The organism is Vibrio sp. YT-15, assembly GCF_033337445.1.
Taxonomy (GTDB): domain Bacteria; phylum Pseudomonadota; class Gammaproteobacteria; order Enterobacterales; family Vibrionaceae; genus Vibrio; species Vibrio alginolyticus.
On sequence record NZ_JAWOQR010000017.1, the window covers coordinates 1 to 11,098 of the forward strand.

Sequence of the window (11,098 nt, forward strand, 5' to 3'; positions counted from 1 at the left end):
CCCTGAACCGGGGAGAAGCATGGCACTTCCTTAGACGAGCCATTGCGTCGGTGAATGGTGATCAGTTCCGTGGCAAAAACGAGTCTGAAATCGCTATCTGGAATGAATGCGCAAGATTGCTTGCCAATGCGCTCATCTACTTCAACTCCGCGATACTGAGTCATCTTCTGGGACACTTTGAAGCGACAGGTGATGAAGAAAAAGCGGCTATCACTCGTGCTGTTTCGCCCGTTGCATGGCAAAATATCAACTTAAGCGGGACGTATAACTTCACCAATACCGGAAAATTGCCTGATATTAGTGAAATTACGAAGCCAATCGTGGATGATTAAGCTTGGAAACGAAAGTAACCCACAGCTGGAGGCTATATAATACAAAGCCTGTAGCATTCTATGTTACTTTAGAGGGGAAAATCCCTAGAACCCCGTAATGGGACAGAAAGGAGCCGATTGGCTCCTTTTTTGCTTTTATGTCGTGTTAAGCTTTTGTTTTTTTATCGATGTAGGTTGAGGGTAGCTTTTGGGACAATACAAGTATGTTGTCATAAGCTTGCGAATTCAATAGATGGTGAGATGATTTTCAAAACTGCAAATCAAGTCGCCTCTTATGGAAACTCAACTATCAATTGCTCCACCAGCGATATGTTCATCAATAGAACATTCAACCTTGCAACAATCGTCAATAACAACAGGGGTTCTTGCTATTGATACGATACTGGGCACCGATGGCTACAGTGCCGACCGCATGATAGAAGTGGCCGGGATGCCGGGAACAGGCAAGACAACGCTCGTATTGCATAGCATTGCATGTTGTCAATCAATGGGGCTAACCGCTGCATACTTAGAGCCTGAGTGCGCTCTAGATTTACGATATGCAGAGACATTAGGTGTTGACCTGAACAATCTCATATTTGGTCAGCCTAAAACTGCAGAGCAGTGCTTTGAGATGGCCTTATCATTACTGGCTTCAAAGACTGTGAAGATGCTTGTCATAGATTCAATCGCATCTCTGGTTCCAAGATCTCAATATCGTAATGACAATTGGGAGGATAAAGATGATGCGATAGAGATGTCACGCCTATTGGCAAAATGGTTTTCAAAGCTTCGATTAGCTCTTAAAGGTACCGATTCAGTAGTAATATTCACTAATCAGCTACGGAGTAAAACAAGTCAGTTCGGTGATGCCTATTATGTAAGTTACGGTGGTATCCCTGTAGAGCGTTTTATGGCTACGCGATTACTTCTAAGTAAAGGTAATGAAATCCTCTTAAGAAAATTTCCTGTTGGCCAACATTGCATTATCGATGTGGTTAAGCATAAAGATGGTTTGTGTGGTAATAGAACGCAGATACCACTTCTCTATCGTAAAGGATTTTCAATTAGCTATGACACAATGACCAAGGCTCTTAGATACGGAATACTAACGCGCACTCGTTACGGCTACTATGCATTTGGTAAGCTATTAGGTGTTACAGGGAAGCATGCCAAGGATACATTGGATAAGACGCCGAAGTTGCGACTTCTTATCCACAGAGAGGTTTTAAAGTCTTGGGTCAATGGAAATGACGGGGCCGGTTGATGCCCCGTTTTCAATATTACTTGCAGTTATATATAGCTACAGCGTAGAAGTCGATGCCCGGATTGGAAATGGCCTGATAGCCAATGCTACCAATGGTGCACTGGGCGCCGGCTTGGTACAAGCATCGCTGGACACCATCTTTTACTTTACAACCACTGCTTAATTCACTCTGAGAGTAACCAGATAATACCTTCATATATCCACCAGGATTAGGTACTTGTGTTTGAGATGCGCTTTGATATACCCAGCTACCGTAAACAACTTTACTTCCTGTTGCTCCTTGTGACTGAGAAGTGTCAATAACGCGATTCTCTGGCCTTGTAGTTACAACGGTTGTCCCATCCTTGTAAGACCATGTTCTTACTTGCATCTGTTTACAGCTTCGTGTCTGTGTAAACCCGGTACCACTTGCAACTGAACCCGTACCTGGTGACCAGGAACTGCAGCTGTATACACCTCCAGAATTTGACCAGCCTGAAACTGTCACAGCAAGCGTCCTTGTCTGGTCAATAGTTATAGCTCGAGTAATGTTCTGTAGCTCACCAACATTCCTTATTTCTCCAGTGACGGCGTTTTTCTCCTGCTTTTGTTCTGTTCTTGTTTGGTTCTGCCTGTAGTTCCTTGACTGGTCAAAGTTTGCTGTTTGAGCAACGATTGGAGGCTCCCAAGAAGAATAATCATAAGGTGAATCAATGTTCGTCCATTCACCAAATGCAGATGCAGTCCTTAACCAAGGATTTTTGGTGCCTGGTACAGTCCGATATTTGATGTCATCGATACTCTGTAGTTGAGGGTGTGTGCCAATAACCTCACTACCGACCTTGTAAGTCCATGTACGAGTTTGATCCTGTTGGCAGGTATACGTTTGGTCGACGGTCAGCCCTTCATAGGTTTCGGAGGCCGGTGGTACCCACTCGCCACAGTCATGCAGATCACCGACATTCACATATGCGTTAACGGATGCTTTCACATCTCTTGATTCAGTAGCGGCTCGATAATCGTATTCGGTTACAGGGTCACCGTGATTACGAATCTCCCCGACGTTCGTGTCTTTGTCGCGGTCTTGACGTTCCCGCGTATACACGTCCTTGTATTTGCGCGTTTGCGTAAAGTTGGCCATCTGTTCACTGAGGGGAGGTAGCCAGCTCTCATAATCGACATTCTGGCCAGAGTCGACCCACGGGGTATAAGTAGGGTCAAAGACTTCCCAAAATCGGTCATCGATCGAATAAAGGCTAGGGATATAGACCTCGTATTCAACTTTGCCTATATCCTGCTTTCGAACTGGAGCCACTTCAAAACTCAATACACCGTTTTCAAGGGTTTTGGTCATGGAAATAGTGGCGCCAGGCTTAATGACTTTTGAATCCGCTTTAATTGAAAATGGAGAGTCGTCGGAAAGTCTTATCTCAAAATCATGTGCGCCGGTTGCAATGTTCTCTTGAGAAGTTCTCAGTACGTCGGATTTGAAATAACCTACAGGCTTACCATTGTTGTCTCTCAGATATTGATCAGCCGGTAAGGTTACAGAACCCTTGTCAGCCGAAAAAGAGGGAATAGGTAAGATACAGGCGAGGGGTAGGACATAGCAGGAAAAATTTGAAAGCCTCATTATCATCACTTTTGTTGTCACTGATAATAACGAGGTTACTGATGTTCAACTTGTTGCGTGGCTATTATAGTGTTCGATTTGGGCCCTAAAAATGATTTTTAGTAGAGCCCGAAACTTGCGTTAGCATCATCCCACGCTTCATTGTCATCAAAGTACTCTTGAAGAGTCTGAACAGATTTATGGCCAGTCATCTGCATCACTTTATTCATTGTCTTACCTGCGGTGACCGCCGATTCAACGAAACCGCGCCGGCCACTATGCCCTCCATAAAGACCGATTAACCCGGCTTGTTCGCAGCGCTCCTTTACCATTTTATTTATCGCATCACCGGTAAGTGGAATAGAAAGCATCTTGCGGTTTCTGTTAGCACGTCTAAAGATGAACCCATCTTTGATTTCTGCAGTCATCAAGTAATCTGATAGGAAAGACACTGGGCACATTTCCCCTTTGCTACCAGCCAGAATGATTTTGACCATGCCGTTTTGTTTACGCTTAACCTTATCCAGTTTTATCTTTAGTCCTTTGCCCGGGAACAGTTTTACGTTCGCATATTGGAGTTGAACGATTTCGGAACGACGAAATGCACCAGCATAAAGGAGCATCAAAATTGCCCGATCTCTGAGGTCTACTTGGTCTGTAAGATCCATCTGTGAGAAAATAAGACGTAAGTCATCAGTGTAGATGCCTTTAACCTTCCTTTTTTCTGTTCCAAGCTCTGCAGCAACACCCTTCATTATGTCACTCAAGTATTGAAGTTCAGTTTCGTTAAACGAGCGACCGTAATAACGCTTCAACGCGAATTTAACACCGTTTAATCGACGGTAAATAGTGGAGTAGGCAAGCGGTGCACCCGATGTCAAATAACCAAGGCGTGCAGATTTATCCGTCCAGACCCATCGATTTAATTTTCCGACTGTCTGATCTGTGAGGAAGTTGATTATTTCCGCTGTACTTGCACTACCCGGATTTATTCCCTGAACTTCACACCAAGCACAGAATACGCGACCATCAGATATGTACGCATCGAGAGTCGATTTAGAAAAGCTCTTTTGGAGTAGTCTTTTTGCGTCATCCGACAAGTCAGAAGCTATTTCAGCCTGAGTTGAAAGACCAGTATGAACAAGTGGGTCTAAATAAGGCTTTTCGTACTCAACTATCTGTTTATTTGTCATTTTTTCAGTTACTTGTTATGTATCGGCATTTATCAAGCTATCACGCTTCTACAATCGCGCCAGAAGCCAACCTACTGTATATAATACCAGTATCTTATACCAGATTTTCTTTTCTTTGAAGCCGCCTTATAACCGATTGAAAAATGAACATTTTGAGTAATTAGTGGCAAACTGGACGTGTAGGGCAAACAGAGAGCTTGAAATCGACCTAAACTCAGACCAAAATAACTGTATATATAACCAGTATTAGAGTTTATGAAACTTATACCATTAAAGCCTCACGCTGGCATTGTGGGTTTCGAGTCCTACGCAGATGAACACAAGATGCTTGACTTATCTCTTGATGATTTCGTAGAGAGGCCAAGCAGTTCTTTCTTAGCCATAATCAACGGTAACTCGATGGAAGGTGTAGGCCTATTCGATGGTGACCCTGTGCTTGTCGATCGGTCTTTAGATGCCAAGACAGGTGACATTGTTGTGGCTGTACTTAATGGCGAGCTCACTGTGAAGATCATCGACATCGAAAACAGGCTTTTGATTTCAGCCAATCCTCAATACAGGCCGGTTGTAATTGATGAGCTTGATGAGTTCACGGTCGAAGGTGTGTGTAGTTTTTCACTTCGAATGTTCAGACCATCACATCTACTGGCCAAATAACATGTTTTGCTTAGCTGACGCATCCGCATTTTATGCAAGTTGCCATCAAGTATTTGAAGTTTCGTGGCGAAAAAAACCAGTGATCGTCCTGTCAAATGAAAACGGGATCATCGTTGCGGCAAACAAACAGGCTTTATCACTGGGCATTCCTAAATTTTCAGCCTACTTCAAAGTTAAAGCTCTTTGTGATCATTACGGTGTAGTTGTATGTACGTCAAACTTCCCCCTTTATGCAGACATAAGCGGAAAAATGATGACAGTAATGAGTAGTTTCGCTCCTTCCAGCTACGTGTATTCCATTGACGAGCAGTTTCAGGATTACGCGGGGTGTGAATCGACTATCCCCGATTTCTATGAGCATGGTATGAAAATACGCCGCGCAGTATGGAAGCAGGTACGAATACCGGTTTGTTGTGGGTTTTCCCACACACTCACTCTCGCAAAGACGGCAAGTTTTGCATCCAAACGGTTGCCAGGTTTTCGCGGTGTTTGCGTACTCGAGACAAAGAAAGAAATAGATAACGTACTGGCTCAAATGAAAGTTGATAAAGTGTGGGGTATCGGCTCACGCTTGGCCAAGAGGCTTCAATTTATGGGAGTTGAAACCGGACTGCAACTTTCTCGGTTAGACCCACAAAAAGCCCGGAGAGAATTCAGCATTGAGATGGAAAGAATAGTCAGGGAACTGAATGGTCAGCGATGCAAGAATTGGGATGATGTGAGGGCGCCGAAGAAAGAGATTTTCTCGACTAGAAGCACAAGTGACCGATTGGTTACGCTGGAGGCTCTTACTCAAGAAATATCTGAACATGCAGCTATCGCCTCAAGAAAAGCGCGAGATCAAAAATCACTTTGTCGAGTGATGATTTGCTTCGCCGGCAATTCATCATTTGATGATCGCCCAGTTAACTATAAAGCAATGCACCAGTTCGCTTATCCAACGGCAGATGTCGACCAAATAACAAAAATTGCAGCTCAAATGGCCGCGGAAATGTTTAAAGCAGGCGTCAAGTATTACCGAGTAGGAGTCGGGCTTATCGACCTTGTTGATGGCCAACATGCACAAGAGGATTTGTTCAACCCGGAACCAAACCGACCGGAGCTGATGTCCGTTTTTGATGGACTAAATCAAAAGTATGGCAAAAACACAGTTTTTCTTGCTGCGCAGGGTATACCGAGAAAATGGGAATGCGACACTGCAATGAAGACGCCGCATTACACGACCTCATGGCGCGACTTACCGAGACTAAAGTGCTGAGCCAAAACCTCTACCTAAACTGGTTTGATTCCTTTCTATAGTGACGAATCATTTCAGTTAAATTAGGGAAATCTGGACCAACATGCTTGGTAACACATGAATTACACAAGAGTCCCTTGCCATATTTTGCTGGAAATGTTCCACAACACACGCAAATTGACGAAGAGCTCTCAACTTGCATTCCACTCTTAGAGCCGTGATCAGTTGTGCTTGAGTATTTGGCAGTTTTACTTAGGGATGACTGGTGTTCTATATCACTACAATTCCCCAAAGGTTGCTCAACTACGAGTTCTGGTTGTGGCCACCGGTGCATCACCACAAGACTTGCCCAAGATTCAAGAAAGTAATCAAATACTTCATCGGAAGTATACAGTTTCAATTTATCGGCACTCCCAAATAACTTCCGAGCCAAGGAGTGAGTATCGACTCTTAAGACGAAATCTATCGAATCAGGGTACTTGTTAATGTCAAAACCAGAGTAGTTGGCAAACGGTATCTCAATTGCAACCGTATGCCCTGATATTTCATCCTTTCCGTATGCATCGAAATGGCAATCATCAATGACTTTATCGATGTTCCAAACAATGTTACTGAATGGCCATTCATCCAGATCGAAGTCAGTGAGATGAACTGGTAATTGCTGTCGAAGTATTAAAGAAACAGCAGTTATTGGTGAGAATTTGCATTCATTAGTGGTCGATGAATCACTAGTTCTATGAGCAAAATGCCATTGATTGATTTCTGCCTGTCTAGCTGTGACAGGGGTGTTGCATGACAGGCATCGGCAATCACATTTAGCGCCCCTTTCTGCTTCCTGAATACCAATTATTTGCCCGGTTTTGTTACTTTTAGCAAAGGGCATTAATACGAAAAATTCTGACATTTCAGATTCAAAACCTCACTTGGACGACTAGGTAAGCAGACCGCTTAATACGAAGTGCACAAACGCAAATCAATTATCGACTGAGTAACTTTATCACGACTAACTTCAAAATCTGGGTAAATGCTAAACATTGACTCAACCATTTCTTCAACTGTTGCGTTCTTCCCAGTTAAACTTGGAATAGTATTACCATCTCTGAATGACCGCTGTAGGATCATTTTTTCCTTCAAGCTGCAGATACACATCCCCATTTCTGCATCATTAATCCAGAAGCGATTGATGCCATCAAATAGCACCTCACATCCCATATCAGCAGAACTTACGATCGACACACCAAACACGCCATTGTGTGAAGGTTTTGACACCCAGCGAAGAAAACCATCGTGGTTTTCTATATCAGCACAATTACCAAATTCAAACTTTATGGATATTTCCTTCTCTCTGCGATGGTAGGCGGCATGCATTCTATGGTTACCGTCTTTGAATTCAAAATGGTTTGGTCCCGTCATAGATGCGAGTAAGGCATGATTAATACTTGGATTCCAGTTTTTGACAAACCAGCCAATACGACGTATGTGTTCATCTCTCGAAGCACTGAAATTATCGACTTTATCGTGTTCAAAAGGGTCATCAGTAAAGTGGCCAGGTTGGATCAAATCTAAGGGGCTTAATAGAGCCTGATTTATTTCCTCAGAACTGACTTTACTCTCGTTCTGCGACCACGGGTATTGCGTAGTTAGATGTCCTAAAAGTGCCGGGTCAAAGACCGCGACACATTGTTCAAATACAGAAATCGTCATAGATAAGAATACTTACGTTGATTACATCCAGTTAGTTACTATCATTGTTGTTTTGAAAGGTCACGATGATTTGATCATTCTGAGGGTAAAGCACTAACATCAACACATTCTGAGCCATCACCTTCACCAAATTCGACAGTGCAAAAGCATACCTTGCACACGAGTTCATCATCAATGAATGTCGAATAGGCTTGGCAACAATCTGTTAGGCGTGAGCCTTCTCGACGGCTGTAGAACTTTCCGTTGGACTTAACTACATGGTTTCCAGTGCTACTTTTCATTATCGTGCTCTCAGTGGATTTGTTTAAATGACACTACAATCTTAAATTTATCCCCATATCGCGCAAACTCACTGACACTGGTGCAAACTGGGAACCATGATTCAATAAAGACATAATTGCTCAACCATACGAAGAAGACCAATGACCAATCTTCCTAATGTAAAGAAACCATGCAAAGACTGTCCCTTCCGAAAAGACTCCCTCAATGGATGGCTTGGGAAAGACAGAATGACTTCAATCCTTGATAGCGGCAGTTTCGTATGTCACAAGAAGACACACCTACAGTGTGCTGGTCATATGCTGATTAATGGTCAAGATAATGATTTTGTTCGACTAGCAAGCAGGTTAGGGATGGAGATTGAGTTATCGGGCGAAGAATTGATTTTTGAATCACGTGAAGCCTGCATCGGACACCACGATTTTAATGCTAATGAATAAACACGAGAGAGAAATTCAATAAATCTGACCAACCACTTCTTTAAGGGTGACTTTAATCGGTTACCCCAGATCTAACAGTCAATACCCCCCAATATTTCACTACATAGCGAATGCCTTGTGAGCACAAACGACAAGCAAGGCAACGACACTCGCTATCAGTTCAATAATTCTTGTTCAATATTTTCGAATAAGATATTCAAAAAAATAAGAATTCCTACCATTCTGAATTACGTATAATTCAAAAACTTTCTATTTTGAAAGCGCAGTAGTTTAAATAGAGAGCTAATATGTCACGTAAGAATGTAACACCTAAAAACTACAACTTAGCTGCAATCATAATGCACTGGGTTTCTGCCGTAACAGTCATTGGAATGTTTGTGGTAGGTGTCTGGATGGTCGACCTAAACTATTACAGCACTTGGTATAAAACGGCTCCAGAAGGGCACAAAGCAGTCGGCATTATGCTGGCTATTCTAACCGTTGGTCGATTTGTTTGGAAATTACTTTCAGCATCTCCAGAAACGGAAGGTACAAAATTCGAAAAAATTGCCTCAAAACTAGCACATCTAGCGATGTACGGTTTTCTGGCAGCACTATTTGTTTCCGGTTATCTAATCTCAACATCTGATGGCCGCGGAATAGAAGTATTTAGACTATTCACTGTCCCAGGGGCAGGAGAGTTGTTCGAACACCAATCTGACTTAGCCGGCAACGTGCATATGCTTGTTGCATGGACACTGATTGGAATAGTAGCTATCCACGTGTTAGCTGCAGTGAAGCACCACGTAATTAATAAAGATCAAACCCTCAATAAGATGTTAGGAAAAAGTAAAGCATGAAAAAGTCTCTAATCGCCGCAGGTCTATTCTTATCAATGGCAGCACCACTAGCAGCAAACGCAGCTGACTACAAAATTGACACATCGGGCGCACACGCATCGATCAACTTTGCAGTTAGCCACCTTGGTTACAGTATCACTCAAGGTCGATTCAATGATTTCGAAGGTACATTTAGCTACGACGAAAACAATATCGAAGCTTCAAAAGTAAAAGTAGTTGTTGATACTACCAGCTTGGATAGTAACCACGCGGAACGCGATAAACACATTCGTAGCGCAGACTTTATCGATGCTGGCAAATTCTCAACGGCAACGTTCACTTCTACTAAAGTTGTCGATAAGAAAGGTGGCAACATGGACGTGATTGGTGACCTAACACTGCACGGAATCACTCACCCAATCACAATCAATGCATCTGTTATCGGCGGTGGTGCTGATCCGTGGGGTGGTGAGCGTCTAGGCCTTAAAGGTACAACTCGCCTTGAGCTAAAAGACTTTGGCATCAAGGAAATGGGCGCGACTACATACGCTGATATGACATTGTATGTTGAGGGTATCAAGCAATAACAATATTGATTAAAACTTTAGAGCCAGCATTGCTGGCTCTTTTTTTTGCTCGATTTTGACCATCGATTCAAATAGTTAAGTCGTTAAGACAATTATGAATTTGGAGACTAGTATGAAAAAAGGAACATTGGCATAGCCAGCTTTTATCGTATTGAGGAATTCCATTTAGAAACGTTTCTCTGCCTTTTTGATAAAGGCATTTTTGCTCGACATTTAGGGTAGGTTAGGCAACCCCAAAAATCATTTCCATTTCTTCTGTTCGTTCGAAGGACCATTTTTAAACCACAATTAGGGCAGGTTGGTGTCTTATAATTACGGTCTGCAAAAATTTCTTTAAAAATATCTTCTTTCTTCTCGGAAGGTAACTCGTTAATCTTTTTGAGCAAATCTTTACCTGTGACGAGCTTTAGAGGCTTATTAGAGGCGAATTCTTTAGCATCTTTAGTGTATGAACCGGAAGTAACAAAATAACCCTCGGTGACGTTCCCTGCAGCCATTACACCGTAGAATTCACGAACAAATTTAACACCTACAAGACTAGTACCAAAAGCCTTGCACTGAACATAAGCTTTTCGGCCATCTTTCTTTTCTATAATGAGGTCAATACCGCCATCAGCACCGAACTGGGTAAGAGATGCGTTAAACCCGGAAGACAACAAATATTGTTTTGTGAGCTTTTCAAAGGCGAACCATTCCATATCCTTAATCATTTGTAAGGTAATGACATTAGGTTGTATAGAGCTAGTGTTTCCAATAGGTTTAATGTTCATTGGCACATCAACCGAATCACGATCACGGAATGGCTGAGTGACTAATTTTAAAATACCGATTACAAGGAGCGAGACAGTTTCAATCAATGCGCCAGGCTTTTTAAGAAGAAAACCTATAAATAAAACAGCAGCCATGTAAAGCAGGATTAACGAAAGGAAACCTGACACAGATTCGAAAGCTTTTCCTAAAGCATTCTGCATCAAAACACCTTGTTCAACTGACACTGAAAAACTCCAAAACAAA

At 42.6% G+C, this 11,098-nt stretch carries 13 protein-coding genes; 7 read left to right on the forward strand and 6 right to left on the reverse strand.

Features of this window, described 5'->3' with window-relative positions; all coding sequences use genetic code 11:
• Together R7D93_RS21720 and R7D93_RS21725 are read left to right on the forward strand one after the other, a co-directional pair.
• A partial coding sequence (locus R7D93_RS21720; RefSeq protein ID WP_225478252.1) for a Tn3 family transposase occupies positions 1-332 on the forward strand: 332 nt, incomplete at its 5' end.
• A gap of 274 nt (positions 333-606) precedes the next feature.
• Positions 607-1,578 carry an ATPase domain-containing protein gene (locus R7D93_RS21725; protein ID WP_079324674.1) on the forward strand — a complete coding sequence of 324 codons (972 nt, stop codon included), beginning with the start codon at positions 607-609 and terminating at the stop codon, positions 1,576-1,578.
• A gap of 16 nt (positions 1,579-1,594) precedes the next feature.
• On the opposite strand, the gene R7D93_RS21730 is transcribed toward R7D93_RS21725, so the two are convergent.
• Both R7D93_RS21730 and R7D93_RS21735 read right to left on the reverse strand, forming a co-directional pair.
• Positions 1,595-2,872, reverse strand: coding sequence for a hypothetical protein (locus R7D93_RS21730; protein WP_318129521.1), 1,278 nt, complete (start codon positions 2,870-2,872; stop codon positions 1,595-1,597).
• 416 nt (positions 2,873-3,288) lie between these two features.
• Positions 3,289-4,362: a tyrosine-type recombinase/integrase gene (locus tag R7D93_RS21735; RefSeq protein ID WP_225478253.1), complete on the reverse strand. Its 1,074-nt coding sequence runs from the start codon at positions 4,360-4,362 to the stop codon at positions 3,289-3,291.
• Positions 4,363-4,617: 255 nt separating this feature from the next.
• Between R7D93_RS21735 and R7D93_RS21740 the strand changes: the two genes are divergently transcribed.
• Positions 4,618-5,019 carry a LexA family protein gene (locus tag R7D93_RS21740; protein WP_079324490.1) on the forward strand — a complete coding sequence of 134 codons (402 nt, stop codon included), beginning with the start codon at positions 4,618-4,620 and terminating at the stop codon, positions 5,017-5,019.
• Position 5,020: 1 nt separating this feature from the next.
• Positions 5,021-6,277, forward strand: coding sequence for a Y-family DNA polymerase (locus R7D93_RS21745; RefSeq protein WP_079324492.1), 1,257 nt, complete (start codon positions 5,021-5,023; stop codon positions 6,275-6,277).
• Positions 6,278-6,287: 10 nt separating this feature from the next.
• Here the strand turns inward: R7D93_RS21745 and R7D93_RS21750 are convergent, their stop codons facing one another.
• The 3 genes from R7D93_RS21750 to R7D93_RS21760 all read right to left on the reverse strand — a co-directional run bounded on the left by R7D93_RS21750 (position 6,288) and on the right by R7D93_RS21760 (position 8,241).
• On the reverse strand, positions 6,288-7,160 hold the full coding sequence (locus R7D93_RS21750; protein WP_079324494.1) for a hypothetical protein: 873 nt from the start codon (positions 7,158-7,160) through the stop codon (positions 6,288-6,290).
• Positions 7,161-7,204: 44 nt separating this feature from the next.
• Positions 7,205-7,960 (reverse strand): hypothetical protein, encoded by a 756-nt coding sequence (locus R7D93_RS21755; protein WP_079324496.1) that lies wholly within the window; start codon positions 7,958-7,960, stop codon positions 7,205-7,207.
• A 74-nt stretch (positions 7,961-8,034) separates the two neighbouring features.
• Positions 8,035-8,241, reverse strand: a complete 207-nt coding sequence (locus R7D93_RS21760; protein ID WP_159373601.1) for a hypothetical protein — start codon at positions 8,239-8,241, stop codon at positions 8,035-8,037.
• Positions 8,242-8,382: 141 nt separating this feature from the next.
• Here R7D93_RS21760 and R7D93_RS21765 point away from each other — a divergent pair, with 141 nt between their 5' ends.
• The 3 genes from R7D93_RS21765 (at position 8,383) to R7D93_RS21775 (ending at position 10,084) form a co-directional block, all read left to right on the forward strand.
• Positions 8,383-8,679 (forward strand): DUF6283 family protein, encoded by a 297-nt coding sequence (locus R7D93_RS21765; RefSeq protein ID WP_079324498.1) that lies wholly within the window; start codon positions 8,383-8,385, stop codon positions 8,677-8,679.
• 287 nt (positions 8,680-8,966) lie between these two features.
• Positions 8,967-9,518, forward strand: coding sequence for a cytochrome b (locus R7D93_RS21770; protein WP_079324500.1), 552 nt, complete (start codon positions 8,967-8,969; stop codon positions 9,516-9,518).
• Positions 9,515-10,084, forward strand: a complete 570-nt coding sequence (locus tag R7D93_RS21775) for a YceI family protein (RefSeq protein ID WP_154715350.1) — start codon at positions 9,515-9,517, stop codon at positions 10,082-10,084. The genes R7D93_RS21770 and R7D93_RS21775 overlap by 4 nt, the downstream gene beginning before the upstream one ends.
• Before the next feature lie 143 nt (positions 10,085-10,227).
• On the opposite strand, the gene R7D93_RS21780 is transcribed toward R7D93_RS21775, so the two are convergent.
• Entirely contained in the window at positions 10,228-11,079 is an 852-nt protein-coding gene (locus R7D93_RS21780) for a restriction endonuclease (RefSeq protein WP_139374594.1), read from the reverse strand.
• Positions 11,080-11,098: the final 19 nt, after the last annotated feature.